The following is a 24,653-nucleotide window of genomic DNA, read 5'->3' as shown; positions in this document are numbered from 1 at the left end:
TCTAGGGGAGGGCATAATGACCGTGGAGATCGCCGACACCGCACCCGTGGTGCTGTCCGCCAGGCGCATATGCAAATCCTTCAGCGGCGTGCAGGTCCTCTTCAGCGTCAACTTCGATCTCCGCGCCGGTGAAATCCATGCGCTCATGGGCGAAAACGGCGCCGGCAAATCCACGCTTGTCAAGGTGCTGTCGGGTTTCGAGCAGCCGAGTTCGGGCGAGATCCTGCTCGACGGCAAGCCTGTGGTGCTGCCGCCGAATGGCGCTGCGGAAGCGCTCGGCATCGTTATCATTCACCAGGAATTCAACCTCGCCGACCATCTGACCGTGACGGAAAGCCTTTTCCTCGGTCGCGAAGTCACGCGTCTCGGCGTGCTCGACCGCAAATATATGCGCGCCGAGACGCGCAAGGTTCTCGACGTGCTCGGTTCGCATGTCGATGAGAATGCCTTGATCAGCACGCTTTCCATCGCCGACAAGCAAATGGTCGAGATCGCCAAGGCGATCAGCCGCGATGCGCGCGTCGTCTTCATGGATGAGCCGACCGCCGTGTTGTCGCGGGAAGAGACCAATATGCTTTTCAAGCAGGTCCGCAAGCTCCGCGACCAGGGTACGAGCTTCGTCTTCGTGTCCCATAAGCTCGACGAGGTAATGGAGCTGACCGATCGGGTGACGGTGCTGCGCGACGGCCAATGGATCAAGACGTCGCCGACATCAATCCTGGACGGGGAATCGATCGCGCAGCTGATGGTCGGCCGCGAACTTTCCAGCCTCTATCCGGCCAAGGTCGAGCCTGATGTCGACGAGGAGATCGTCCTCAGCGTCGCTTCGGTGTCGACCGGTTATGTCAGGGATGCGAGCTTCGAAGTGCGCAAGGGCGAGATCATCGGCTTTTCCGGCCTGATCGGCTCCGGCCGTACCGAACTGATGGAGGCGATTGCCGGACTGCGGCCCCGCCTCGAGGGAGAGGTGGTCATCAAGGGGCAAGCGGTCCCCTCCGGCGACGTGCACGCGGCCAATCGCTGCGGTCTTGCCTATATGACCAAGGACCGCAAGTCGAAGGGTCTGCTGTTGCGCTCCGGCATGGCGACCAATCTGACGCTGCAATCGCTCGGAAGACATTCGCGCCACGGCTATCTCAGTCCGAGCAGCGAGGCGGCCGCACTGGCAAAAGCCAAGCGCCGCTTCGACATCAGGGTTCGCGACACCAATATCGTCGCCGGCCGCATGTCGGGCGGAAACCAGCAGAAGCTGCTGCTCGCCAAGGTCATGGAGACCGATCCCGACATCATCATCATCGACGAGCCGACGCGCGGCATCGATGTCGGCACCAAGCAGCAGATCTATCATTTCATTTCGGCGCTCGCCCGCGACGGCCGATCAATCATCGTCGTTTCGTCGGAAATGCCCGAAGTCATCGGGCTCTGCACAAGAGTGGCCGTCATGCGCGAAGGACGGATTGTCGGCGTGCTCGAGGGCGACGAGATTTCCGAGCAGGAGATCATGCGTTACGCCGCCGGGCTCAAAAAGAAGGTGGCTGCGTGAGGCCGGAGCGAGACTTCGCCGACGCGGACAATAGATAGGATGCCCAGACGAACTGGGACGGGAGGTTGGTTTTGGACATGAGCATTAACGAGGAGACCAGGGCGATCCGGCGCAGGTCCTGGCGTGACGTTGATCTGCGCGCGGTTGCACCGTTTGCCGCCTTGGCCTTGCTCCTGATTGTCGGCGCACTGGTCAACCCGAATTTCATCGGCATCACCAATCTTGCCAACGTCGCGACACGCTGCGCTTTCATCGCCATCATCGCGGTCGGCGCCACCTTCGTGATCTCGGCCGGAGATCTCGACCTTTCCGTCGGCTCGATGGTCGCCTTCGTCGCCAGCCTGATGATCCTGCTGATCAATTCGGGCGTCATTGCCGATCCGGTGCTGATGCTGACGGCCGCGGTGGTCTTTACGGTGATTGCCGGGGCTCTTTGCGGCCTCGCAAACGGGCTCATCACCACCGTCGGCAAGATCGAGCCTTTCATCGCCACACTCGGCACAATGGGCATTTATCGCGGCTTGACCACCTGGCTGTCGCAGGGCGGCGCGATCACCTTGCGCTCGAGTGAAATCCAGACGCTCTACCGTCCGGCCTATTTCGGCAATATTCTCGGTATTCCCGTGCCGATCATGGTGATCCTTGTCGTCACCGCGATTGCAGCCTTCATCCTCTATCGCACCCGTTACGGCCGCCATGTCGTGGCTGTCGGTTCGAACAGCGACGTCGCGCGCTATTCGGGCATAGCGGTCAACCGCGTGCGCACCATTGCCTTCGTCATCCAGGGCCTCTGTGTGGCGATTGCCGTGCTGCTCTATGTGCCGCGTCTCGGATCCACCTCGGCAACGACCGGCATCCTGTGGGAGTTGCAGGCCATCACCGCCGTCGTCGTCGGCGGCACGGCGCTCAAGGGCGGCGCCGGCCGGGTCTGGGGGACCATCTGCGGCGCCTTCATTCTCGAACTCGTCGGCAACATCATGCTGCTGTCGAACTTCATCAGCGAGTATCTCATCGGCGCGATCCAGGGTGCAATCATCATCATCGCCATGCTGGTGCAGCGGTCGCTGGTTCGCAAATCCTAAGACAAAGAACTTCTCGGATTGGCCGGGCTTGACAGGGCACCCGGCTCGGATTGGACAAGTCCCTGATATTTTTGGGAGGAAATAGCATGCGCAAGCTCATGTTGGGTCTGGCGGTTGCGGGGGTGGCTTTTGCCGGCGCAGCCTACGCCCAGGACAAGAACTACACGATCGGTGTGTCCATTCCGGCCGCCGATCACGGCTGGACCTCCGGCGTCGTGTTCCATGCCGAGCGTATTGCCAAGAAGCTGATGGCGGAACATCCGGGCCTGAACGTCATCGTCAAGACCTCGCCGGATGCCGCGACGCAGGCAAACGCCGTGCAGGACCTCGATACGCAAGGCATCGATGCGCTCGTCATCCTGCCGTCGGATCCGGATCCGCTCGTCAACGCCATCAAGGAGGTCAAGGACAAGGGCAAGTTCGTAGCACTTGTCGACCGCGCGCCGTCGAATAACGACAATTCCGTGCGTGATCTTTACGTCGCCGGCAACAACCCTGCCCTCGGTGAAGTCGCCGGCAAATATATTGCCGAAAAGACGCCGGAAGCCGAAGTCGTCGTCATCCGCGGTCTGCCGATCCCGATCGACCAGCAGCGCCAGGACGGCTTCGACAAGGGTATCGCCGGCTCCAAGGTCAAGGTTCTCGACCGCCAGTACGGCAACTGGAACCGCGACGACGCCTTCAAGGTGATGCAGGACTACCTGACGAAGTACCCGAAGATCGACGTCGTCTGGTGCCAGGACGACGATATGGCCGTTGGCGTTCTGCAGGCGATCGAGCAGGCCAAACGCACCGACATTCAATATGTCGTCGCCGGCGCCGGCTCCAAGGACATGGTCAAGAAGGTCATGGACGGCGACAAGCTGATCCCGGTCGACGTTCTCTATCCCCCGGCAATGGTCGGCACGGCAATGGAGTTGACGGCGGCGGCACTCTACGACCAGGTCCCGGTTCACGGCAACTACATCCTCGACGCGACGCTCGTCACCAAGGAGAATGCCAAGAACTTCTACTTCCCGGATTCTCCGTTCTGATCACTTGATCGGGCAGGTGCGCCCATTCGCAAGGATGGGCGCATTTTTATGCCCTCACCTGGCGGACGGCGAAAATGCTGCACGTACCTCTTGCCCGCCACAGCCCATCATGATTAGGTCGCAGCCATACCGCATCTGGCCTCGCGCCAATCCGGCGGCAAGTGCGAGGAGGCACCTTGCTCCCGCCGAAATGCGTGCTACAAGTTCTTCAGAAACGTTTACGGTCGATATTCAGGGAGGAATCTGACATGAAGACGATCAAGGGTCCCGGCCTTTTCCTTGGCCAGTTCGCGGGCGATACCGCGCCTTTCAATTCCTGGGACGCGATCACCAAATGGGCGGCCGACATCGGTTACAAGGGCGTTCAGGTTCCGACCTGGGCGAGCCAGCTGATCGATCTGAAAAAGGCAGCAACCTCCAAGGATTATTGCGACGAGTTCGCCGGCAAGGCCCGCGAAAACGGCATAGAAATCACTGAGCTCTCGACCCATCTGCAAGGCCAGCTGGTTGCCGTTCATCCCGCCTATGATGAAGCATTCGACGGCTTTGCGGCCCCCGAGGTGCGCGGCAATCCGAAAGCCCGCCAGGAATGGGCGGTCGAGCAGGTCAAGATGGCGCTGACAGCATCGAAAAACCTCGGCCTCAAGGCGCATGCGACCTTCTCCGGCGCGCTCGCCTGGCCCTTCATCTATCCCTGGCCGCAGCGTCCCGCCGGTCTGGTGGAGACGGCCTTCGACGAGCTTGCCCGCCGCTGGACGCCGATCCTCAACCATGCCGATGAGAACGGCATCGACGTCTGCTACGAGATCCATCCGGGCGAGGACCTGCATGACGGCATCACCTTCGAGATGTTCCTGGAGCGGGTGAAGAACCATCCGCGCGCCAACATGCTCTACGATCCCTCGCACTACATCCTGCAATGCCTCGACTATCTCGAGAACATCGACATCTACAAGGACCGCATCAAGATGTTCCACGTCAAGGATGCTGAGTTCAATCCGACCGGGCGCCAGGGCGTCTATGGCGGTTACCAAGGCTGGGTGGAACGCGCCGGCCGCTTCCGCTCGCTCGGCGACGGTCAGGTCGATTTCGGTGCGGTATTCTCGAAGATGACGGCCAATAATTTCGACGGCTGGGCTGTGGTCGAATGGGAGTGTGCGCTGAAACATCCGGAGGACGGCGCCCGGGAGGGGGCCGAATTCGTGGCCGCACATATCATCCGCGTCACGGAAAAGGCCTTCGACGATTTCGCGGCCGGCGGCACGGACCAGGCGGCCAATCGGCGGATGCTGGGGCTTTAAGATATAGGTTTTGCCGCGAGGCTGCCCCTCACCCTAACCCTCTCCCCGTTCTGACGGGGAGAGGGGACGTGCCTTGCGAGAGCGAGCGGGGAACGGAGAGACTGCGGCATATCCCTTCTCCCCGCGAGCGGGGAGAAAGGTGGCGGCAGCCGAATGAGGGGCGCGCATCCGCACCAGGTTAAATTTCAGGAGGACAAGAATGGCAATCGAAGCATCATCGGAACAGACACGCGAGCCGCGCATCCGGCTGGGGATGGTGGGCGGCGGCGCGGGCGCGTTCATCGGTGCGGTGCACCGCATCGCAGCCCGCATCGACGATCAGTACGATCTCATCGCCGGCGCATTGTCGTCGACGCCTGAGAAGGCGGTTCAGTCCGGCCGCGACCTTGGACTCGACCCGTCGCGGACCTATTCCAGCTACCGCGAAATGGCGATCCGCGAGGCGAAGCTGAAGAACGGCATCGAAGCGGTCGCGATCGTTACCCCGAACCATGTGCATTACGACGCGGCCAAGGAATTCCTGAAACGCGGCATCCATGTTATCTGCGACAAGCCGCTGACATCGAACCTTGCGGACGCGAAGAAGCTGAAGAAGGTGGCCGACGAGAGCGGCGCGCTCTTCGTGCTGACGCACAACTACACCGGGTATCCGATGGTCCGTCAGGCGCGCGAGATGGTCGCGAACGGTGAGCTCGGCGATATCAGAGTGGTCCAGGCCGAATATCCGCAGGACTGGCTGACGGAAGCGGTCGAACAGACCGGCCAAAAGCAGGCGGCTTGGCGCACCGATCCGGCCCAGTCCGGCGTCGGCGGGTCCACAGGCGATATCGGCACGCATGCCTATAATCTCGCTTCGTTCATAACTGGCCTGGAACTCGACAGCCTGGCTGCCGATCTCGACAGCTTTGTTCCCGGCCGCCGGCTTGATGACAATGCTCATGTCATGCTGCGTTTCAAGGCGAAGGGCGCGGAAAAGCCGGCCAAGGGCATGCTCTGGTGCAGCCAGGTGGCGCCCGGCCATGAAAACGGCCTGATGGTTCGCGTCTACGGAACCAAGGGCGGGCTGGAATGGACCCAGAAGGACCCGAACTATCTATGGTACACGCCGTTCGGCGAGCCGAAGCGGCTGATCACCCGCGGCGGCGCCGGCGCCGGAGCGGCGGCCGGTCGTGTCTCGCGGGTGCCGTCGGGGCATCCGGAAGGTTACCTTGAGGCATTCGCGACGATCTATACGGAAGCCGCACATGCGATCAACGCCCGCAAGAAGGGCAAGGCTGTCGACAAGGCTGTGGTCTACCCCACAGTCGATGACGGCGTGAAGGGCGTGGCCTTCGTCGAGGCCTGCGTTGCCTCTTCGAAGAAAAACGGCGCATGGGTCAAGGTCTGAGTTTACCGATCGGCGTGGCTCGAGGAAAATGCCGAGGTGGGCTCAGGTCGCCTCGGCGTTTTGCTTATGGTCATTAGGCAGCAGCGCGGCCACGCTTCAGCAGGTTATCGACGCTGAGCGGGCCGGCGCCTGCCGCCACCAGATAGAGAAACACGAAGCAGAACAGGATTGCAGCGACGCCGCCGTTCTGGGCGGGATAAAAGCTTTTGCCCGCATGACCGATAAAATAGGCGAATGCCATCAGCCCCGAGAGCACGAAGGCTGCGATGCGGGTCTGGAATCCCACCAGGACGAGGAAGCCGAGGATGAGTTCGATCAGTCCGGCAATCCAGGAGAGCGAGCCCATCGGCGGCACGCTTGCCGCGGCCGGAAAATGCAGGATCTTCTGCGTTCCATAGCTGAAAAGCACAAGCGACGAGACGATGCGCAGCAGGCTCAGCAGATGCGGCTGCAGCAGATGGATTGAAGAGAGCATTGGGTTCCTTTCATGTTTGGCGATGCCTTCGCTGTGTAGTGATCATGGGCTCGGCAGCAAGTCACGACTGCTGACATTCGCGTTATGAGAGCAATCGGAGGCGAAAAACGCGGCAAGTCGAAGCGGCTGGCTTGCCCAGTCTCCGCCGCTCGGCAGCCTATACTGTAACGTTGCAGTTTTTCTGCTGCCGGGCCTGTACTTTGCTTGCCGGCTTGGCTAAATCCGAGCCCCACGGTCAATTCAGATGCTGAGAGACAGGATTTACAGATGATCGATGCGAAGACGCTTGCAAGCCGCTTTCCCGGTGATTTCACCTTCGGTGTTGCCACCGCCGCCTTCCAGATCGAGGGCGCCGGTAAGGCCGATGGCCGCAAGCCGTCTATCTGGGATGCTTTCTGCAACATGCCCGGCCGCGTCTACAATCGCGACAACGGCGACGTTGCCTGCGACCACTATAACCGCCTGGAGCACGACCTCGATCTCATCAAGGAGATGGGTGTCGAAGCCTATCGCTTCTCCATTGCCTGGCCGCGTATCGTCCCGGAGGGCACGGGTCCCGTGAACGAGGCGGGCCTCGACTTCTACGATCGGCTGGTCGACGGTTGCAAGGCGCGCGGGATCAAGACCTTCGCGACGCTCTACCATTGGGACCTGCCCCTGCTGCTCGCGGGCGATGGCGGTTGGACGGCGCGCTCGACTGCCTATGCCTTTCAGCGTTACGCCAAGACTGTCATGAGCCGCCTCGGCGACCGCCTCGATGCCGTCGCCACCTTCAACGAGCCCTGGTGCATCGTCTGGCTGAGCCACCTCTACGGTATCCATGCTCCGGGTGAGCGCAATATGCAGGCTGCCCTTCACGCCATGCATTACATGAATCTTGCCCACGGACTCGGCGTCGAGGCAATCCGTTCGGAAGCTCCCAATGTGCCGGTCGGGCTTGTGCTCAACGCCGCCTCGATCATCCCGGGCTCCGACAGCCCGGCCGATCTTTCCGCCGCCGAACGTGCGCATCAGTTCCACAACGGCGCCTTCTTCGATCCCGTCTTCAAAGGCGAATATCCGAAGGAATTCGTCGAGGCGCTCGGTGACCGCATGCCCGTCATCGAAGACGGCGATCTGAAGCTCATCAGCCAGAAGCTCGATTGGTGGGGTCTGAATTACTACACGCCCGAGCGCGTCGTCGACGATGCCGAACGAAAAGGCGATTTCCCCTGGACGGTGAAAGCGCCGCCGAGAAGTGACATCAAGACCGATATCGGCTGGGAAATCTATGCGCCGGGGTTGAAGCTCCTGGTCGAGAACCTTTATCGTCGCTATGACCTGCCGGAATGCTACATCACCGAAAACGGCGCCTGCGACAATACTGGTGTTGTCGATGGCGAGGTCGACGATACGATGCGTCTCGATTATCTCGGCGATCATCTCGACGTCGTGGCCGACCTCATCAAGGACGGTTACCCCATGCGCGGCTATTTCGCCTGGAGCCTGATGGATAATTTCGAATGGGCCGAAGGCTACCGTATGCGCTTTGGCCTCGTCCATGTCGATTACCAAACGCAGGTCCGCACGGTGAAGAAGAGCGGCAAATGGTATAGCGCACTTGCGGCAGAATTTCCGAAAGGCAATCACCTGCCGGCTCAGCAGAACAAACTGAAAAAATAGACCGGCGGAAAGCTGCAACAGGCAGTTGCTTAAACGTTTCTGAACCCTTGACTGGCAAACTCCGCTGGTCAGGGAGCCGGAATGCAAATACTCGAAAAATTGCAGGGCAGGGGATCGGCCATAGGCCGTCACATCACCGTCACGGGCGTGCTGTTCTCCTTTGCTGTCATCGTCGCGGTCGCCACCATCATGGTTTTGACGGCACTCGAACGCGTCGCTGAGAACGCCAATGTCCTTGACGACGAGCGCTCGCGCGAAACGACGATCGGCGCGTTGAAGACCTTCGAGGATCAGCTCGGCGCGACGCTCGACGATTATGCCGCCTGGGATGATGCCGCCGCCAACGTCTATGCGTCCGATGGCATGGCGTGGACGGTCAGCAACTACGGCGAGATGTCGGTCAACAGCTCGCTTTTCGACATGGCGATCCTTGTCGATGATGCGAAGAATTCGATCATGGCCTATCGTGACGGCAAGCCGATGGAGGAGCCGCCGGCGGATTTCTTCGCGCCTTCGCTGTGGAAACTGTTCGACGCGGTCAAGACGGCCGGCACGGCCGAGACGCCCCAGGCGGTCGGTTTCATCACCAGCAAACGCGGCATTGCCGCTGTCGGCGTGGCATTGGTGCGGAAGAAATCCGGCGCGCTTGATGCGCCTGCCGGGCAGCACCGTTATCTTATTTTCGCCCGCCATCTCGATGACGACAGGGTGGCCGGGCTCGGGCAGACCTATGTGATCGGCGGACTGAGGCTAGCGCCGCCGAATTTCGCGGCCGAATATCTCGTACCTATCGCCGATCCGTCGGGGGCAACGATCGGCAAGCTCGTCTGGAATTCTCGCTCACCCGGCAATATCGCCTACGCGCAGGTGCGGCCGATGGTCATCCAGGCACTCGGTCTCGTTGGGCTCTTCTTCGTGGTGCTGCTGGCCATCGGCTGGTTGGCCGGCCGACGCCTGAAGGCGGAGGAGAACAGCGCGCGCGAAGAGGCGCTGCGCGACAGGCTGAGCGGCCTTTCCAATCGCGACGGCCTCGGGCTCGCCGTCGATCGTTTTGTCCTCGAAGCGCGCCAGAGCAAACGCAATGTGCTGCTCCTCTATCTCGACCTCGACGGTTTCAAGGAAGTCAATGACAGCTATGGCCATGGTACCGGCGACCAGTTGATCCGCGCGGTCGCGGCCGGCCTTAAGGTATTGATCCCGCAAGGCGCAGTTCTCGCCCGCATCGGCGGGGATGAATTTGCGATCGCCTTTCTCTCCGATGCCGAGAACGCTGCCGCCCTCCAGCTTGCCGAGCAGATCCTTGATTTTCTCGTCGAGCCGCTGGAGATCGGTCGCCGTGTTGTCGTCGTTGGCGCCAGCATCGGCATCGCCATGTCGCCTGCCGGTGCAATCGATCGCGAGGAACTGGTGCGCCGTTCCGACCTTGCCATGTACAAGGCGAAGGAGGCGGGCCGTGCGCGGATGACGCTTTACGATCCGTCGATGGATGCGGACCGGCAGCAGCGCAATGCGCTGGAGCTCGATCTCAGAATCGCCATTGAAAGCGGTGACCTGACGCTTGCCTATCAGCCGCTGGTCGATGCGGGGACGCATGCGCTGACCGGCGTCGAGGCGCTGGTGCGCTGGAACCGTCCGGGCCACGGCCCGGTTTCGCCCGAGGTGTTCATTCCGATCGCCGAGACCAGCGGCCTCATTGAATCGCTCGGCCTGTTCGTGCTGCGCAAGGCCTGCGAAACGGCCAAGCAGTGGCCGGAACTGAACGTCTCGGTCAATGTCTCGCCCGGCCAGTTTCGCAATCCCGCCTTCACCGATTATGTGCGCTACGTGTTGAAGCAGACGGAGATCGAGGCCAGCCGCATCACGCTCGAGATCACCGAAGGTTATATGATCCAGAATCCGCAGCGCACTCGCCAGTCGATTGAACGGCTGAAGGGGCTGGGGGTTAAAGTGGCGCTCGATGACTTCGGTTCCGGCTTCTCTTCGATCGGCTATCTCAGACAGTTCGGCTTCGACCGCATCAAGATCGACCGCTCACTGGTCATGGGCGTCAACGAGGACAAGCGCCAGCGCGAAATGCTGCAGGCAACGGTGGCGCTCGCCCGCTCTCTCGATATCCCAGTGACGGCGGAAGGCATCGAGACCGAGGGGCAGGCGGTTGCCATGCGCCTGTTCGGCTGCGACTGTCTGCAGGGCTATTTGTTCGGAAAGCCTCTGGCGGCCGAGCGAATTACCGAGATGCTGAACGAGCTTCGTACTGCGGAGCAATCAACCCGGCGCCTCGGCGCGGCCTGACGGCGAAATTCCCGGGGCGCGAGCTCATCAGCTGCCGATATGCCGTTGACCGCGTTTTTTCGCCAGCGCGATCTGATGCTGCCGCTGACGGTAGCGCAGCCGGTCTTCCTCTGTCCTCGTGTGATAACAGTGGCTGCAGGAAACGCCTTCCTCATAAAGCGGCGAGGCAATTTCCTCTGAAGTGATCGGGTTGCGGCAGGCGTGGCACAGCCGGTGCTCGCCTTCCTTCAAGCCGTGTTCGACGGATACACGCTCATCAAAGACGAAACAGGCGCCCTCCCAGAGGCTTTCTTCCTGCGGCACTTCCTCCAGATATTTCAGGATGCCGCCCTTTAGATGATAGACCTCATCGAAACCCTCGGCCTTCATGAAGGCGGTGGCCTTCTCGCAGCGTATGCCGCCGGTGCAATACATGGCGACTTTGGGCTTGTTGTGCAGCCCCGTATTCCGGCGCACCCAATCAGGAAATTCGCGGAATGTCTTGGTCTTGGGGTCGAGCGCGCCGCGAAAGGTACCGATTGCCGTCTCATAGTCGTTGCGGGTGTCGATGACGATCGTATCGGGATCGGAGATCAGCGCGTTCCAGTCCCGGGGCGCCACATAAGTACCGACAGTCTTATTGGGGTCGATGTCCTCGACGCCCATGGTGACGATTTCCTTCTTCAGCTTCACCTTCATGCGCAGGAAGGGCATTTTCGAGGCGCGGCTTTCCTTGTGCTCCAGGCCCGCAAATTCCGGCTGGGCACGCAGGAAGGCGAGCACGGCGTGAATGCCGGCATCCGGTCCCGCGATCGTACCGTTGATGCCCTCATGCGCCAGAAGCAGCGTTCCCTTGATGTCGTTTTCCTCGCACAGCGCCTGCAGCGGGGCCTGCAAGGTGGCAAAGCGCGGCACGGATACGAAATGGTAGAGCGCCGCTACGAGGAACGGGCCGGTGTGTGTCAGGCTGTCGGTCATGGGCGGGAAATACAGAAAATTGACCGTTCGCGCAATTGCCTTCCGCGCAGGCGGCCTACCGTCTTCAGGATCGCGCCTGCCCATCGCTCAATTCGCAGCCGTCAGCCAGAGAAGCTCGATACGCTCCGATTCCTCATCGGGATCATCGGCGAAGACGGTTTCGGCTTTGAGGAGGGCGTGCCGCCGGTCTTCCTGCTGGCGGAAGATGATCGCGTCAAGAAGATGCGCCAGATCGTCGTTGCGGGTGAAGAGCTGCGGTTCGGCTTCGACCAGCTCACAGAGTACGGCAAGGTCATGGATGTGGCCGAGATCCTCGACCAGTTCCTTGGCCGCATCGCGCTTGGCCTTCATCGCGGTCGGCCAGATGTCGCGCAAAAGAGCGTGGTAGAGCCGATAATCATAGGTGCGTTTGCGCAGATCATGGAAATCCCCGGCCGATGCATCGCCGTGACATCTGGCAAGTGCCGCCTTTGCCTTGCGCGCGGTGCGTCGCCAGCTCTTCGCCAGCATGCGTGCGTTCTTGCGGTGGCTGCCATCGAAGGAAATGCCATCCAAAGCCGCGATTGCCTCCTTCAGCACGCCTGGGGCTTCTATCAGCCGCTGTTGCAGGCCGCTCTCGGCCTCCGCCATCCAGTCGCGGCGTCCCTCGAGAATGGTGACGATCCGGCCGAGCGCCTCGCTTTCCTCTTGCCCGCGGGCTGAATGCTGCAAATATTGGGCGGTGCCGATGAGCGCGGCAGCGTCGCGGATTGCCGAAAGCGAGCGCGCGGCATCGCGCAGTCTTGCATTTTCCTGTTTCTGGAAATCCGGCACCTCGCGCGCGACGAGCCGGTAGAGCGAGCGCAATCGCTTCAGGTTTTTTCGGAAGGAATGGATCGCCTCGTGTGCACCGTCCGGCCGCTCTTCGAGAAAGGTAATGGCACCTTCCAGCTGCTCAGTCGCGACGCTCCTGAATGCCTCGGTGAAATCGTCGTCAGGCCGAATGCGATAGGCCATGCCTGTCGTGCCCGTATTCTGTGGCAAGGGCCTGGTTGGAGTAGCGGAAATCGCCGGTCACTTCGCGGCCAAGCCAGGCGGGCAGGACGGGTTTGTCAGTTTCTGCCGTCATCTCAACTTCGGCAATCACCAGTCCGCGATGCTCACCGGCAAAGACGTCGACTTCCCAGACGAAGCCTTGATGCGGGACGCGGTAGCGCGTCTTCTCGATGACGACGCCGATCGCGCTCTGCAACAGCTCCTCGGCATCGGCAATCGGGATGTCATATTCGAATTCGTCACGGGTGATGGCACTGCGGCCAATCTTGATCGTCAGCTTCGCTTTCCTGCCGTCGAGGGTGCGAACGCGAACGGAACGGTCGTCCATCGAGGCGATGTAACCCTGCCTCAGGACAGACTTGCTCTCGACGGCGGAACGCCATCCATCGCCGCGTACAAGAAACTTCCGCTCGATCTCTTTCGCCATGTCGGTGAACCTTTTGTGACGATCGCCGCACGGTAGACCAATTTCCAGGCATTTCATACCCTTCTTCTCACGCAGCCGGGTTTTATCTCGACAAGGTTCGGCGAGGGCGTTATTCGGAATGCAAATTTCAATCGTTTCAAGGAGGTCGTGCAATCATGGGCGAGAAAACAGAGAAGCTCCTTTCCATCCTGAAACTCCAGCCGGTCGTTCCAGTCCTGATCGTTGACGATGCCAGGTCGGCGGTGCCGCTGGCCCGCGCGCTCGTCGCAGGCGGCCTGAAAGCAATCGAGATCACCATGCGCACGCCGGCGGCACTCGATGCCGTGCGCGCCGTCGCCGCCGAGGTCGAGGGCGCCGAAGTCGGCGCCGGCACCATCCTGAATGCCGCCCATTGGCAAGCGGCTGTCGAGGCCGGCTCGAAGTTCATCGTCAGCCCGGGCACGACGCAGGAGCTGATTGATGCCGCCGCCGATTCCGACGTGCCGCTGCTTCCGGGAGCTGCGACCGCCAGTGAAGTCATGGCGCTGCGTGAGGAAGGCTATCAGGTGCTGAAGTTCTTTCCGGCTGAGCAGGCCGGGGGCGCCGCTTATCTCAAGGCACTCTCTTCGCCGCTCGCCGGCACGCTGTTCTGCCCGACCGGCAGCATTTCGCTGAAGAACGCCAGGGATTATCTTTCGCTGCCGAACGTCGTCTGTGTCGGCGGTTCGTGGGTTGCGCCAAAGGAAATGGTCGCAGCCGGCGACTGGACCGGCATTACCAAGCTTGCGACTGAGGCCGCCGCGCTGAAGGCCTGAGGTTGCATGGGCGGGGTATGAGCGCCAGGCACAGCCCCCACGCCCAATATTTGTATTTCAGCCGTCGCAAACCTATGTTCTCCTCCGGCCTCAAACAGGGAGACGACGAGGAATGTTCGACGCAAAGAAGCTTCTCGACCAGTTCTTGGGTTCGCAAGTGCCGGGTCTCGGCGGTTCAGTCCGCGACAGAGCGGACGGGGCTATACAGACGGCAAAGAACAATCCAATGAAGACCGGCGCGATCGCAGCCGTACTTCTCGGCACCAAGACCGGTCGCAGTATCGCCGGCAATGCATTGGCGATCGGCGGTCTTGCCGCTATCGCCGGCCTTGGCTATCAGGCCTACAAGAACTATCAGTCGGGCCAAGCGCCCGCGGCCCCCTCGGATGCGCCGTCGGCGAACAACCCAGTGCTGCTGCCGCCGCCCGTCGAATCCGGTTTCGGACCGGCATCGCCTGCTGGCAGCAACGAATTCGTGCTGGTGCTTATCCGGGCGATGATCGCCGCAGCCAAGGCCGACGGCCATATCGACGACGCCGAACGCGCCCTGATTATGGACAAGATCAAGGCCGCTGACGTCAGCGGCGAGGCCGCTGCTTTCATCGAGGGCGAACTTGCGTCACCGACGGATATCGACGCGCTCGTGGCTGCGGCGGTCACGGAAGAACAGCGCGTCGAGCTCTACACCGCCTCGCGGCTGACCATCGATCCGGATTCGCGCGCCGAGCGCGGTTATCTCGATCTGCTCGCCGGCCGGCTCGGCCTCGCCGATCAACTGGTCGACCATATCGAGGCGACGGTGTCATCCGCCAAGACGACCTTGTCACAGTGACATCCAGGCCGGTTGCCTTTATCGGGCGACTGGCCTATCCACTCCCGGAGCCTTCCCCGGTTAAATTGACGCTTTCGCCAATTTATCCGGGGAAGGCTCTGGAATAGGGGAGTGAACATGCGCGATCTTGCAAATTTCAAGGGCTGCCCGGCGCCGAAGCCGGTTACGCTGAAAGGCCGTTTCGTCACGGTCGAGCCCTATCGTCGCGAAGAACATCTCGAGGCGCTGTGGGACGGGCTCGGCGGCATGGGCATCAACCGGCTGCTTCTTTATTTCGCGCAAGACGACTTCTCCGGTATCGAGGATTTCGCCAACTGGCTGGAAAGCGTCTACACCAAGTCCGGCTGGCTCACCCATATCTTCCGTGACAACGCCACAGGCAAGGTCGTCGGCATGGCGAACTACATGCGCGCCGACCCGGCAAACGGCGTCGTCGAAATCGGCGGCGTGGCTCATGGTCCCGAGATGAGCCGTTCGCCGCTGTCCACCGAAGCGCATTACCTGATGGCCAAACATGTTTTCGAGGATCTCGGCTATCGCCGCTACGAATGGAAATGCGACAACAAGAACGAGGCGAGCAAGGCGACGGCACTGCGCTACGGCTTCAGCTTTGAAGGGGTGTTCCGTCAGCATATGATCTCCAAGCATCGCAATCGCGACACCGCCTGGTTCTCGATGATCGACGCCGAATGGCCGCTGATCAACGATGCTTTCGAGGCCTGGCTTTCCCCCGAAAATTTTGACGCGGCCGGCAAACAGATCCGCCGCCTGCAGGATATTCGTGCGGATCTGGAAAAGGAAAGGCTCGCGTGAGCCCGGAAAGCCGCTCGCAGGCGATCGCCGCCGCTGTCATCCTGCTCGGCGCGGGCATCGTCCTCTATTTTCTGCCGACCATCGTTCTATGGATCGGCAATTTCTCGCCGACGCTGGGAATTACAGTCGGCTTCTGCCTGATCATGGCGTTTTTTGCGGTCTTCTGGCTGCGGGCGCGCTATCAGCGCCACAGAGGAAAATAGTCTACCCTTGCAGGGAGGCCCCGAGCAGGACGGCGCCCATCAGGATGACTAGCAGGGCGCCGAGGATTTCAATGGCGTTGCCAACCCAGACGGAAGCCGTCGAGCCGCGTCCGGAGAGGCGGACCGCCGCACTCTTGGCGGTGACGGCAAGGGTCGCGAGCACGGAAACCGTGATCGCCGTGCCGAGCGACATGGCAGCGACCGAAAGCGCGCCGCCGAGATAGAGGCCGTTCAGCAGCGAAAACGTCATGACAAGCAAAGCCCCGGAGCAGGGTCGAAGGCCGACGGCTACGATCGCCGACCAGGCCTCGCGGACGCTGAACCTGTCGCCGGCGAGCAGCGCCGGATCGGGCACATGCGTATTGCCGCAGGTCTCGCAGGCCATGCCGGGAACCAAGCTGTGGCCGGCGTTCACGGCCTGCGCCTTCCCGTTGAAGGCATAGGACTGGCGTTCGGCTGCGTTATCCTTCCATTCCAGCATCATGGACACCGGACCGGCCGACGTCGCCACCAGCCGGCGGCGCGGCAGATGACTTGCCATCGAACGCAGTTTGCGGAACAGCAGCCAGCCACCGAAGAGGATGACCATGATGAAGCTCATGATTTCCATGGCATGAGTGGCTGTCGTCAGCGTAATCCCGGTGCCGCGCAGCACCAGCCAGGCGCCGCCGACCAGCGCCATGGCGACGACGCCCTGAATGAAAGCCGAAATGAAGGAAATAACCACGCCGCGCTTCAGCTCGACCTCGTTGGCGATCATGTAGGAGGAGATGACCGCCTTGCCGTGACCGGGGCCGGCGGCATGGAAGACGCCGTAGGCGAAGGAAAGGCCGATCAGCGATGTCAGCTGCCACGGATCTTCGCGCATGCCCTTCAGCGCACCAGTCAGCGCCCTGTAGAAGGCCTGCTGTTCATAGTTCACGTAGAGCAAAAGCGGCGCAAACGGTCCGCCTGTCGGTTGAAAACTCGGTTCGGCCGTGCCGATGCCGAGCGGCGATTGCGCGTGGGCGAGGCTTGCCGCCGTCAGGAGCGCGAGCAGTGCTGCGGAAAGGATGAGGGACGGGCGTTTGATCAGCATGTGAGCTCCAGCCGTGTGGCGAAGAGTTTGGACATGTTGGTGCCGGTGGGGTCGTTGAAGAAGGCGTCCGTCAGCGACTGCTTGTTTTGCGATATCACCTCGTCGGCATCCGGCCTTACCACCTGGTGTTTGCAGGCCTTGAAGCCGTCGCCCACCGTTGTCAGCTCGTTGTCTGTGGGAAAATCAATCGACGTATAGAGCGTCGGATCGTAGACGCCGAAGGTAAGCCTGCCCTTGAGCGGCATCTTCTCCGCCGGCTTGACCGCAAAGAACATCAGGAGCTGGCCGTTCTTATAGTCGACATGGATGATGTCCGGCTGCTGGACGGTGATGCTCTTCCCGTTGATCGTCAGGTTCATGTAATAATCGTAATCGGCAAGCGATTGCTTCACCGTTTTGCCGACCTGCGCGAGTTCGTTCGGCTCCAGCTTCAGATCGGTGTTCTTGTCGAAATCCATGACGACCGAAGAGGAAAAGACCTCGTCAAAGCGCCAGACATTACGCAGTTCCTCGACGCTGCCGTCAGCGCCAGCCACGACTTCGAGCCGCGCCTCCACGAAGATGTGCGGATGCGCAAAGGCGGCGGCCGGCGCCAGCGAAAGAAGCGCGGTGATCAATGGTATGGATTTGTTCATGCGTCCCGCTGCCTTATTCGCTCGACCCGAGTTCTTGCCAGAAATTGGGACGGAATTGGGACCGGTTTGTCGGTGAGTCCCCATCGGCACCGCTCCATCGTCCGACCGGACAGGTCCTGCCGTGCAGATCTCAAGGATGCTTCCTGAACCAATTGTGCAGGTAATCGACAAAGATCCTCACCTTGGCCGGCAGGTATCGACGGTGCGGATAGACGGCGTAGATGCCGCGGTCGGTCGGGATGTAATCGTTGAATAGCGTCACCAGCTCGCCACTTTCGATCGGCTTGCGGGCGATGAAATCGGGAATAAGGGCGATGCCGATGCCGGCAAGCGCTGCGCGCAGCGTCGCGTGCGGGCTGTTGACCTCAATCGGCCCGGAGACGGCGACGGCGAAGGTTGTGTTGTCAGGATTGTGGAAGCGGATGCTGCCCTGGGTGCGCGAATTGGTGTCGACGATAAAGGGGAGATTGGAAATGTCGCTTGGATGCTCCAGATCGGGATGGCGCTCCAGAAAATCCGGGGTGGCGCAGAGGTGGACGCGGAAATCGGAGATCTTGCGGGCAATCATGCCGGAATCTTCGAGCTTGCTGATGCGGATCGCCACGTCGAATCCTTCCTCGATCAGATCGACGAATCGGTCATCGGCAGAGATCTCCAGCGCAAGGTCCGGGTTCTCGCCGGCGAAATCGATCAGCGACTGGCCGACGTCGGCGTCGACGAAGGTGCGGGGGACGGAGACGCGCAACCGTCCCTTCAGCTGTGCATTGTTTTCGCGCACGAGATCGGCAAGGTTGTCGATCTCCTTCAAAATATCGGAGGCGCTGCGATAATAGGTGTGGCCGGCCTCCGTCATGGAGAACTGCCGGGTGGTGCGGTTGAGCAGCAGTGCGCCGAGCTCGTCTTCCAGTTCGCGCACATATTTGGACAGCAGAGCCTTTGAGCGGCCGGTGCGCCTGGCGGCGGCGGAAAAGCCCTCAGCCTCGACGACATCGATGAAGGCGCGTATGCGCGTCAAGGTATCCATGGTGCTTTCCTAGAACTGTTTCGGAACATTGAACAAATTGGCCCGTCCTGTTCAATTATTTTTTTGCCCACAGGATCAAAAAATCGCTTGATTATGAAGGCGAATATTCTTATCTCCCACTCAGCCCAAAGTCGCACGTGCCCATGGGTGTCCGCCGAACCCTCGAATTGGTGAGGAAATCGGTAAGGTACCTGGAATTAACCCCTCCAGTCGCTATTCCGGCCAACCGGAAAATGCGAGGACGCCTGAAGCAACGACGGTGCGGGCCTTTTTGTTCTCTCCCTGCTTTCCATCAGTGGGGGTTACTGAAGAGGCACACCATCATTGCCGGAAGTGCGGTTGGGACTCTCCCTCCAATCCATGGCAGACAAAGCCGAACTTACACCGCGTCCGCGGCGTTGGTTCACTATCCGCGCATCGAGCGCTTGCTATGGTTCCGGGGTCTCCACCGGCTGGTTCCAATGCGAGTTCTCGTATGCCCTTTGTCCTCCGGTTCATGCCGGAGCTCTGGAATTGGAAGAGGGAACTGAAATGACCACCCAGCGCATCCGCGACTTTCTCGCAACCCGACGCCCCGACGGTCCCTGCCTCGTGGTTGACCTCGATGTTATCAGAGACAATTTCCACGCCTTCCGTCACGCCATGCCGGATAGCGCCATTTACTACGCGGTCAAAGCCAACCCGGCTCCGGAAGTGCTGAAGCTGCTCGCAGGCCTCGGCTCCAATTTCGATTGCGCATCCGTTGCCGAAATCGAAATGGCGCTCGAAGCCGGTGCGACTGCTGCCCGCATCTCCTATGGCAACACGATCAAGAAGGAGCGTGACGTTGCTCGCGCCCACGCGCTCGGCGTCAGCCTCTTTGCGGTCGACAGCCACGAGGAAGTCGAGAAGATCTCGCGCGCCGCTCCCGGCGCCCGTGTCTTCTGCCGCGTGCTCACCGATGGCGAAGGCGCCGAATGGCCGCTGTCGCGCAAGTTCGGCTGCGTTCCGCAGATGGCGGTCGACGTTCTCGTCTACGCCCATCAGCTCGGCCTGCAGTCCTACGGCGTCTCGTTCCATGTCGGGTCACAGATGACCAAGGTCGATGCCTGGGATTCGGCTCTCGCCGATGCCAAGCGTGTCTTCGTCCAGCTTGCCAAGCAGGGCATCCACCTGCAGATGGTCAACATGGGCGGCGGCTTCCCGACCAAGTATCTGCGTGACGTTCCGTCCGCGGAAGCTTACGGCAAGTCGATCTATCAGGCGCTGCGCACGCATTTCGGCAACCAGATCCCGCAGACGATCATCGAGCCGGGTCGCGGCATGGTCGGCAATGCCGGTGTTATCAAGGCTGAAGTCGTGCTGATCTCCAAGAAGTCGGACAATGACGACGCCCGCTGGGTCTTCCTCGACATCGGCAAGTTCGGCGGTCTCGCCGAAACCATGGACGAGGCCATCCGTTACCCGATCCGCACGGAGCGCGACGGCGACGAGATGGAGCCCTGCGTGATCGCCGGCCCGACCTGCGACTCGGCCGACGTGCTGTATGAAAAGAACCTCTATCCGCTGCCGCTGTCTCTGACGATCGGCGACGAGGTGCTGATCGAAGGCACCGGCGCTTATACGACGACCTACTCGGCAGTCGCTTTTAACGGCTTCGAGCCGCTGAAGGCCTACGTCATCTAAGGTCTTGTTTCTGCTAGTCCCGTAACCAGCCGGGGCGGCAAATCCACAATTTTCCGAAGTCACCGTCTGAAACGGTTTTGAGTGCGGGAGGCCACGATGGCCGCTGTTCTTGATTCTGTCCGCGCATTCTTTGCGCCCTCCATTTTCACCATCGATGCCGAAAATCCGTCGGATGTCGTCGCGCGTGAAAACCTGCTCGATCGCGTCATGGGCACTGACCGCCGCAAGAAATCATCGGAGAAAATCCGTCGCAACCGCATTCCGGCCGAAGGACTTGCGCTGGTCGCGCGTGATCGCGACGGCCATCTGATCGGCACGGTACGGCTCTGGAACGTCGAGGCCGGCGTCAACGCCGAAGGCACGCCGATCAACGCGCTGCTGCTCGGTCCCCTGGCCGTCGATTGCCGTCACGGCGGCAAGGGCGTCGGCTCGGCCCTGATGCGCGCGGCAATTCTCGAGGCGAAGAACCGCGGGCATGGCGCCGTCCTGCTCGTCGGCGATGCCGCCTATTACGAGCGTTTCGGCTTCTTCGCCGAAAAGGCTCGCCATCTTGTCATGCCGGGCCCGTTCGAACGTTCGCGCTTTCTCGCGCTTGAGCTCACCGAAGGCTGGCTTGACGGCGCGGCCGGCATGATCGTTCCCTCGGGATGCATGCTGGCCAGCGCGCCGGTTCGCCGCGCAGCTTGAGCTGCGCGCCCGCCGGTGGGATAGGGAACTTTCCCTGCCGGTATTATCCGCGCCGCTGATCATGCGGGAGGCGGGCCTGTCGTGGTTTGCGGCGCGGATTGTCTTTCCAGCCGAGAGGATGAGGCGCAGGTATCGGCTCACCAGCAGACACGATCGCGTGAAAAGTGCCATGGGCACGCGAAGATACTGCGGCGATATCCTATCTTCGGCCGCATGATCCGTATTTTTTCCCTTCTCCTTTTCTTCTGCCTGCCGTTTGGCGCAACAGGCCTGGCGTCCGCCCAGACCATGGCGTCCGCCGCCGGGCTTGGTCCGCGGCTCGACCAAGCGGCGAGCGATCCGGCGCTGCGGCCGCTGAAGACGGTGATCGTCGCTCGCGACGGACGCGTGCTGACCGAACGCGGCTTCCGTGGTCATTCGCCGTCGGAATCGACCAATATCAAATCCGCTTCGAAATCCATCATTTCGGCGATCGTCGGTATCGCGATCGACAAAGGCTTGCTTGCTGGGCCGGACCAGAAGATCGCGCCGATCCTGAAGGCCGATCTTCCCTCATCGCCCGACCCGCGGCTCAACGACATCACCATCGGCAATCTTCTCTCCATGCAGGCGGGGCTCGACCGTATGTCCGGGCCGAATTATGGCCGCTGGGTCTCCTCGCGCAACTGGGTGCGCTTTGCACTCTCGCAGCCTTTCGTCGATCAGCCCGGCGGGGAGATGCTCTATTCCACCGCATCCACGCATCTGCTTTCGGCCATTCTGACCAAGGTCAGCGGCCGCTCGACCCTGGCGCTCGCCCGCGAATGGCTCGGTCCTGTCGAGGGTTTCCGCATCGGCGCATGGGAGCGCGACCCGCAGGGGATCTATCTCGGCGGCAATCAGATGGCGATGAGCGCCCGGTCTCTGCTTGCTTTCGGCGAGCTCTATCGCCAGGGCGGGCGCACGGCCGACGGAGAGCAGGTGGTGCCTGCCGACTGGATCGCGCAATCGTGGCAGCATCGCACCAATTCGCGCTTCTCCGGCGACGAATATGGCTATGGCTGGTTCACCCGCGTGATCGGCGGTGAACAGGTGCATTTCGCCTGGGGTTATGGCGGTCAGATGCTCTACATCGTGCCGTCGCTGGGTTTGACCGTCGTCATGACCTCGGAAGAGAGCGGTCCCTCGGCTCGAAACGGCTATCGGGATCTGCTGCACGGTCTGCTGGCCGATATCATCGGCACGGTGCGGGCCGCTTGATTCCAGCGCCGCGCCGTTTCAGACGCGCAAAATCCGGCGATTGTTCAATTTTTAACGAAGGCTCCAATCAAACCGCAAAATGCTTGCTGTAGGTTCCGCAACCAGAACCACGGAAAACCCCATGCTGCTGGATCTCAGGACGATCTATTTCATTGTTGCCGTGAGCTGCTTCGTGCTGGGCATTCTCCAGCTTGCAGCCTATGCAACCGGCCGCTTCGAGAGGTGGCCGCTTTGGTGGGGCTTGAGCAACCTCTTCGTCGGCGTCGGTTCGTTCCTCGTCGCGCTGCGCAATTTCGTTCCCTACGCGGTTTCGGTCGACGGCGGCAATGTCGTCACCATCGCCGGCTATATGCTGATGTTTTTTGCCGTGCGCATCTTTTCAGGCAGGGTTCTCGACCAGCGCACTTTCTGGCTTGCCATCTTTCTCGTCAGCGTTCCCGTCGTGCTGATCGTCAGCGATCCCTCGGCGGTTTCGGCAAGGCTTCTTTACGTCTCCGTCATCTGCTGCTTCTGCGATCTTGCCGTCGCAAGGGAGGCGATGAGCATCGTCCGCCGTGAGAAGCTCTATTCGGCCGGACTGCTCGTCGGCCTCTATGTCTGCACCGCCACGATCTTTGCGGTCCGCAGCATTCTCGCGGCGACCGGCGAGATCGGCGGCCCGGATCCCTTCGGCGGCAGTGCGGTCCATAGCTGGATGGCGGTATCGGCGGTCGCTTTCATCATGCTGCGCAGTATGGCCATGGTGCTGATGGCGGCCGAGCGCAGCCGAAATCAGTTGATGGAACTCGCTCACCATGATCCACTGACCGGCGCGCTCAATCGGGGCGGTCTTGCCCAGCACGTGCCCACTTTCGCTTCCCAGCCGATATCGCTGCTGATCATCGACATCGACCATTTCAAGCAGCTGAACGACAGGCACGGCCACGGCGCCGGCGACGAGATCCTGCGGCTCTTCGCCAACATTTCCAGGGGCATCATGCGCTCAGGCGATCTGCTCGCCCGGCAAGGCGGGGACGAGTTCCTGGCGGTGCTGAAAAACATCTCCCAGGAAGGCGCGGTGACGATTGCCGAGCGTCTCCGTCTCGACTTCTCCGCCGCCGTCATACAGCGGCCGGATCTCGCCGTCTTCCCGACGCTGAGCATCGGGGTCGCCACGCGGGAAAACGGCGGAGAGTTCGAACGGCTCGTGCACAAGGCCGATGAGGCGCTTTATCGCGCGAAGCGCGAAGGGCGCAACCGGGTTGAAGCCTTCGGAGAAAATCAGCAGGCTGCCTAAGGGCCGTACATATCGGCGAAGCCTCAGGGGCCGCCGTTGATGTATTTGGACGTCGTAGAAAAGCCTCACTTGAAATCGCATTTGCGCAGGGCGAACGCATCGCGTCGCATACTGAACCTGACTATTTGCTTATAGAGAATTTTGATGTCGGTAATTCGCAAACTCCTATTCGGGCTGGCCGCAGCTTTGGTCGTTATGATTGTTGTCGGTGCCGGTTGGCTTTGGCAGGTTGCCGGCGTTTATGGGTTCAACACGATATTGCGCCGTGGCGGAACCTACTGGATCACCGTGAAGCCTGACGATGAGCGGCTGTCGGCCTCGATGCAACTGGCGCTGAAGAGCCCAGTCCCGGCCGCGCAGCCGGGGGCGCTGGTCTGGCAAGAACCTGAGGTTGGCTTCGAGGTGGCGGAGCTGCTGGTGCTTGCCGATGGTCGCGAAGTCGATCACATTTTCCTCAGCAGGATAGATCCCACGCGCTTCCGCTTCGTCGTCCACAATGCGCACAGGGGTGATAGGGGCATTGACGAATGGGAGCATGCCTTGCCCCAGGCCGTGCTGATCGTCAACGGCAGCTACTACGACATGCATGGCCGGCCCGACACGCCCTTCATCAGTGAGGGTGTAGCAATGGGTCCCCAGCAGTATGATGCGAAGGCCGGCGCCTTCGTCGCGGACGCTGCCTCCGCCGACATCCGTGACCTGACCCATCAAGATTGGGGAAGCGCCTTTGCCGGGGCGACCAATGCGATGGTTTCTTATCCGCTCCTAATCGGCGACGATGGTCAGACTCATGTGAATGTGAAAAGCCGCTGGCTGGCCAATCGAACCTTTGTCGCTAGGGATGGCTCAGGTCGCATCGTGATCGGCACGACGAAGGAGGCGTTCTTTTCTCTCGATCGGTTGGCGGAATTTCTCAAGGCGTCGCCGCTGGATCTCAAGGTAGCCCTTAATCTCGACGGTGGCCCCCTCGCGCACCGCAGCGTCCGGCTGAACGGATATAGCCAGAAATTTTATGCGCGATGGGAGGCGCAGGTCGAGGGTGACAATGTCAAATTGCTACGTTGGCCGCTTCTTCAGGCCACTTGGGCTATGCCGATGGTTTTGGCGGTCGAGCGGAGATAGTTTGAGGTCAAAGCCGCAACTCGAATACTTGCCGATCTCCGCCGATATTTCGCTCGCCCGCACCCAATACAAGTTGTCGATTTCCTCTGT

At 61.1% G+C, this 24,653-nt stretch carries 23 protein-coding genes; 16 read left to right on the top strand and 7 right to left on the bottom strand.

Going from position 1 to position 24,653, the window contains the following annotated elements; translation table 11 throughout:
* Positions 1–16 precede the first annotated feature (16 nt).
* The 5 genes from NMA58_RS17770 (at position 17) to NMA58_RS17750 (ending at position 6,347) form a co-directional block, all read left to right on the top strand.
* Positions 17–1,543, top strand: coding sequence for a sugar ABC transporter ATP-binding protein (locus NMA58_RS17770; RefSeq protein WP_097597196.1), 1,527 nt, complete (start codon positions 17–19; stop codon positions 1,541–1,543).
* Between the two features lie 77 nt (positions 1,544–1,620).
* Complete coding sequence (locus NMA58_RS17765; RefSeq protein ID WP_434711484.1) at positions 1,621–2,625, top strand: ABC transporter permease; 1,005 nt, start codon at positions 1,621–1,623, stop codon at positions 2,623–2,625.
* Between the two features lie 86 nt (positions 2,626–2,711).
* Positions 2,712–3,659: a substrate-binding domain-containing protein gene (locus NMA58_RS17760; protein ID WP_011426857.1), complete on the top strand. Its 948-nt coding sequence runs from the start codon at positions 2,712–2,714 to the stop codon at positions 3,657–3,659.
* Positions 3,660–3,907: 248 nt separating this feature from the next.
* Positions 3,908–4,960 carry a sugar phosphate isomerase/epimerase family protein gene (locus tag NMA58_RS17755; protein WP_183698642.1) on the top strand — a complete coding sequence of 351 codons (1,053 nt, stop codon included), beginning with the start codon at positions 3,908–3,910 and terminating at the stop codon, positions 4,958–4,960.
* Positions 4,961–5,159: 199 nt separating this feature from the next.
* Positions 5,160–6,347 (top strand): Gfo/Idh/MocA family protein, encoded by a 1,188-nt coding sequence (locus tag NMA58_RS17750; RefSeq protein ID WP_097597198.1) that lies wholly within the window; start codon positions 5,160–5,162, stop codon positions 6,345–6,347.
* 73 nt (positions 6,348–6,420) lie between these two features.
* Here the strand turns inward: NMA58_RS17750 and NMA58_RS17745 are convergent, their stop codons facing one another.
* Positions 6,421–6,822: a DoxX family protein gene (locus NMA58_RS17745; RefSeq protein WP_097597199.1), complete on the bottom strand. Its 402-nt coding sequence runs from the start codon at positions 6,820–6,822 to the stop codon at positions 6,421–6,423.
* A gap of 267 nt (positions 6,823–7,089) precedes the next feature.
* On the opposite strand from NMA58_RS17745, the gene NMA58_RS17740 reads away from it, so the two are divergent.
* Complete coding sequence (locus tag NMA58_RS17740; protein WP_434711483.1) at positions 7,090–8,484, top strand: GH1 family beta-glucosidase; 1,395 nt, start codon at positions 7,090–7,092, stop codon at positions 8,482–8,484.
* 81 nt (positions 8,485–8,565) lie between these two features.
* Positions 8,566–10,776 carry a putative bifunctional diguanylate cyclase/phosphodiesterase gene (locus NMA58_RS17735; RefSeq protein WP_434711482.1) on the top strand — a complete coding sequence of 737 codons (2,211 nt, stop codon included), beginning with the start codon at positions 8,566–8,568 and terminating at the stop codon, positions 10,774–10,776.
* A 27-nt stretch (positions 10,777–10,803) separates the two neighbouring features.
* Here NMA58_RS17735 and NMA58_RS17730 read toward each other — a convergent pair whose 3' ends face one another.
* From NMA58_RS17730 to NMA58_RS17720, 3 genes are all read right to left on the bottom strand, one after another.
* A complete protein-coding gene (locus tag NMA58_RS17730) occupies positions 10,804–11,733 on the bottom strand; it encodes a rhodanese-related sulfurtransferase (protein ID WP_434711481.1) in 930 nt (309 codons plus the stop codon).
* A gap of 87 nt (positions 11,734–11,820) precedes the next feature.
* Positions 11,821–12,729, bottom strand: a complete 909-nt coding sequence (locus tag NMA58_RS17725; protein ID WP_434711480.1) for a CHAD domain-containing protein — start codon at positions 12,727–12,729, stop codon at positions 11,821–11,823.
* A complete protein-coding gene (locus tag NMA58_RS17720) occupies positions 12,707–13,195 on the bottom strand; it encodes a CYTH domain-containing protein (protein ID WP_221112661.1) in 489 nt (162 codons plus the stop codon). The genes NMA58_RS17725 and NMA58_RS17720 overlap by 23 nt, the downstream gene beginning before the upstream one ends.
* A 155-nt stretch (positions 13,196–13,350) precedes the next feature.
* Here NMA58_RS17720 and NMA58_RS17715 point away from each other — a divergent pair, with 155 nt between their 5' ends.
* From NMA58_RS17715 to NMA58_RS17700, 4 genes are all read left to right on the top strand, one after another.
* Positions 13,351–13,989, top strand: a complete 639-nt coding sequence (locus NMA58_RS17715; RefSeq protein ID WP_430958027.1) for a 2-dehydro-3-deoxy-phosphogluconate aldolase — start codon at positions 13,351–13,353, stop codon at positions 13,987–13,989.
* Between the two features lie 112 nt (positions 13,990–14,101).
* On the top strand, positions 14,102–14,821 hold the full coding sequence (locus NMA58_RS17710) for a tellurite resistance TerB family protein (protein WP_430958026.1): 720 nt from the start codon (positions 14,102–14,104) through the stop codon (positions 14,819–14,821).
* Between the two features lie 117 nt (positions 14,822–14,938).
* A complete protein-coding gene (locus NMA58_RS17705; protein ID WP_434711479.1) occupies positions 14,939–15,634 on the top strand; it encodes a GNAT family N-acetyltransferase in 696 nt (231 codons plus the stop codon).
* The gene (locus tag NMA58_RS17700; RefSeq protein ID WP_085779506.1) at positions 15,631–15,837 is read left to right on the top strand and encodes a hypothetical protein; all 207 of its coding nucleotides are present in this window, start codon (positions 15,631–15,633) and stop codon (positions 15,835–15,837) included. Before NMA58_RS17705 ends, NMA58_RS17700 begins: the two co-directional genes overlap by 4 nt.
* A gap of 1 nt (position 15,838) precedes the next feature.
* Here NMA58_RS17700 and NMA58_RS17695 read toward each other — a convergent pair whose 3' ends face one another.
* The 3 genes from NMA58_RS17695 to NMA58_RS17685 form a co-directional block, all read right to left on the bottom strand.
* Positions 15,839–16,915 carry a nickel/cobalt transporter gene (locus NMA58_RS17695; RefSeq protein ID WP_434711478.1) on the bottom strand — a complete coding sequence of 359 codons (1,077 nt, stop codon included), beginning with the start codon at positions 16,913–16,915 and terminating at the stop codon, positions 15,839–15,841.
* On the bottom strand, positions 16,909–17,550 hold the full coding sequence (locus NMA58_RS17690; RefSeq protein ID WP_434711477.1) for a DUF1007 family protein: 642 nt from the start codon (positions 17,548–17,550) through the stop codon (positions 16,909–16,911). Before NMA58_RS17690 ends, NMA58_RS17695 begins: the two co-directional genes overlap by 7 nt.
* 130 nt (positions 17,551–17,680) lie before the next feature.
* The gene (locus tag NMA58_RS17685; protein ID WP_221157116.1) at positions 17,681–18,574 is read right to left on the bottom strand and encodes a LysR family transcriptional regulator; all 894 of its coding nucleotides are present in this window, start codon (positions 18,572–18,574) and stop codon (positions 17,681–17,683) included.
* A 531-nt stretch (positions 18,575–19,105) separates the two neighbouring features.
* Between NMA58_RS17685 and odc2 the strand changes: the two genes are divergently transcribed.
* From odc2 to NMA58_RS17660, 5 genes are all read left to right on the top strand, one after another.
* The gene (gene odc2 / locus NMA58_RS17680; protein WP_085779503.1) at positions 19,106–20,239 is read left to right on the top strand and encodes an ornithine/lysine decarboxylase; all 1,134 of its coding nucleotides are present in this window, start codon (positions 19,106–19,108) and stop codon (positions 20,237–20,239) included.
* A 96-nt stretch (positions 20,240–20,335) separates the two neighbouring features.
* Positions 20,336–20,926 (top strand): GNAT family N-acetyltransferase, encoded by a 591-nt coding sequence (locus NMA58_RS17675; RefSeq protein ID WP_097597209.1) that lies wholly within the window; start codon positions 20,336–20,338, stop codon positions 20,924–20,926.
* A gap of 213 nt (positions 20,927–21,139) precedes the next feature.
* A complete protein-coding gene (locus NMA58_RS17670) occupies positions 21,140–22,165 on the top strand; it encodes a serine hydrolase domain-containing protein (RefSeq protein WP_434711476.1) in 1,026 nt (341 codons plus the stop codon).
* A 121-nt stretch (positions 22,166–22,286) separates the two neighbouring features.
* The gene (locus NMA58_RS17665) at positions 22,287–23,441 is read left to right on the top strand and encodes a GGDEF domain-containing protein (RefSeq protein WP_434711475.1); all 1,155 of its coding nucleotides are present in this window, start codon (positions 22,287–22,289) and stop codon (positions 23,439–23,441) included.
* Positions 23,442–23,585: 144 nt separating this feature from the next.
* Positions 23,586–24,563 (top strand): phosphodiester glycosidase family protein, encoded by a 978-nt coding sequence (locus NMA58_RS17660; protein WP_434711474.1) that lies wholly within the window; start codon positions 23,586–23,588, stop codon positions 24,561–24,563.
* The last annotated feature ends 90 nt before the right edge of the window (positions 24,564–24,653 follow it).

This window comes from Rhizobium sp. YTUHZ045 (genome assembly GCF_051124255.1).
Taxonomy (GTDB): domain Bacteria; phylum Pseudomonadota; class Alphaproteobacteria; order Rhizobiales; family Rhizobiaceae; genus Rhizobium.
Note: the sequence above shows the minus strand (reverse complement) of the source record. Positions and strands in the feature narration are given on the sequence as shown.

Bases quoted from the DNA above. Each gene is read 5' to 3' on its own strand.
- NMA58_RS17765 (WP_434711484.1), top strand. From the start codon at position 1,621: ATGAGCATTAACGAGGAGACCAGGGCGATCCGGCGCAGGTCCTGGCGT.
- NMA58_RS17720 (WP_221112661.1), bottom strand. From the start codon at position 13,195: ATGGCGAAAGAGATCGAGCGGAAGTTTCTTGTACGCGGCGATGGATGG.
- NMA58_RS17665 (WP_434711475.1), top strand. From the start codon at position 22,287: ATGCTGCTGGATCTCAGGACGATCTATTTCATTGTTGCCGTGAGCTGC.
- NMA58_RS17745 (WP_097597199.1), bottom strand. From the start codon at position 6,822: ATGCTCTCTTCAATCCATCTGCTGCAGCCGCATCTGCTGAGCCTGCTG.
- NMA58_RS17735 (WP_434711482.1), top strand. From the start codon at position 8,566: ATGCAAATACTCGAAAAATTGCAGGGCAGGGGATCGGCCATAGGCCGT.
- NMA58_RS17730 (WP_434711481.1), bottom strand. From the start codon at position 11,733: ATGACCGACAGCCTGACACACACCGGCCCGTTCCTCGTAGCGGCGCTC.
- NMA58_RS17670 (WP_434711476.1), top strand. From the start codon at position 21,140: ATGATCCGTATTTTTTCCCTTCTCCTTTTCTTCTGCCTGCCGTTTGGC.
- NMA58_RS17740 (WP_434711483.1), top strand. From the start codon at position 7,090: ATGATCGATGCGAAGACGCTTGCAAGCCGCTTTCCCGGTGATTTCACC.
- NMA58_RS17725 (WP_434711480.1), bottom strand. From the start codon at position 12,729: ATGGCCTATCGCATTCGGCCTGACGACGATTTCACCGAGGCATTCAGG.
- NMA58_RS17715 (WP_430958027.1), top strand. From the start codon at position 13,351: ATGGGCGAGAAAACAGAGAAGCTCCTTTCCATCCTGAAACTCCAGCCG.
- NMA58_RS17710 (WP_430958026.1), top strand. From the start codon at position 14,102: ATGTTCGACGCAAAGAAGCTTCTCGACCAGTTCTTGGGTTCGCAAGTG.
- NMA58_RS17750 (WP_097597198.1), top strand. From the start codon at position 5,160: ATGGCAATCGAAGCATCATCGGAACAGACACGCGAGCCGCGCATCCGG.
- NMA58_RS17660 (WP_434711474.1), top strand. From the start codon at position 23,586: ATGTCGGTAATTCGCAAACTCCTATTCGGGCTGGCCGCAGCTTTGGTC.
- NMA58_RS17705 (WP_434711479.1), top strand. From the start codon at position 14,939: ATGCGCGATCTTGCAAATTTCAAGGGCTGCCCGGCGCCGAAGCCGGTT.
- NMA58_RS17755 (WP_183698642.1), top strand. From the start codon at position 3,908: ATGAAGACGATCAAGGGTCCCGGCCTTTTCCTTGGCCAGTTCGCGGGC.
- NMA58_RS17685 (WP_221157116.1), bottom strand. From the start codon at position 18,574: ATGGATACCTTGACGCGCATACGCGCCTTCATCGATGTCGTCGAGGCT.
- NMA58_RS17690 (WP_434711477.1), bottom strand. From the start codon at position 17,550: ATGAACAAATCCATACCATTGATCACCGCGCTTCTTTCGCTGGCGCCG.
- NMA58_RS17695 (WP_434711478.1), bottom strand. From the start codon at position 16,915: ATGCTGATCAAACGCCCGTCCCTCATCCTTTCCGCAGCACTGCTCGCG.
- NMA58_RS17770 (WP_097597196.1), top strand. From the start codon at position 17: ATGACCGTGGAGATCGCCGACACCGCACCCGTGGTGCTGTCCGCCAGG.
- NMA58_RS17760 (WP_011426857.1), top strand. From the start codon at position 2,712: ATGCGCAAGCTCATGTTGGGTCTGGCGGTTGCGGGGGTGGCTTTTGCC.
- odc2 (WP_085779503.1), top strand. From the start codon at position 19,106: ATGACCACCCAGCGCATCCGCGACTTTCTCGCAACCCGACGCCCCGAC.
- NMA58_RS17675 (WP_097597209.1), top strand. From the start codon at position 20,336: ATGGCCGCTGTTCTTGATTCTGTCCGCGCATTCTTTGCGCCCTCCATT.